This is a genomic window from Gardnerella coleohominis (assembly GCF_002896555.1).
GTDB lineage: Bacteria > Actinomycetota > Actinomycetes > Actinomycetales > Bifidobacteriaceae > Bifidobacterium > Bifidobacterium vaginale_F.
On sequence record NZ_MNLH01000033.1, the window covers coordinates 1 to 434 of the forward strand.

General features: G+C 80.9%; 1 protein-coding gene. It reads left to right on the top strand.

The window, feature by feature from the left end:
- Positions 1–434, top strand: a 434-nt coding sequence (locus BFS05_RS07230; protein ID WP_219726420.1) for a hypothetical protein, incomplete at both ends; no start/stop codon positions are given.

Below are 434 nucleotides of genomic sequence, written 5' to 3' on the forward strand. Positions count from 1 at the left end.
GGCTGCTGCTAAGAAGGGCCAGAAGGAAGCTAAGAAGGGCGAAGCTAAGAAGGAAGCCGGCAAGAAGGGTGCTTCTGCTGCTGCTCCAGCTGGTGCAAAGCTTGATACCAAGGCTGCCGCTGCTGCTTCTGCTTCTMCKWCTAAKCCACTCWRSKSTTMCGTCGTCCATTTTTACTGCTCATACTCCCCCCCCCCCCCCCCCCCCCCCCCCCCCCCCCCCCCCCCCCCCCCCCCCCCCCCCCCCCCCCCCCCCCCCCCCCCCCCCCCCCCCCCCCCCCCCCCCCCCCCCCCCCCCCCCCCCCCCCCCCCCCCCCCCCCCCCCCCCCCCCCCCCCCCCCCCCCCCCCCCCCCCCCCCCCCCCCCCCCCCCCCCCCCCCCCCCCCCCCCCCCCCCCCCCCCCCCCCCCCCCCCCCCCCCCCCCCCCCCCCCCCCCC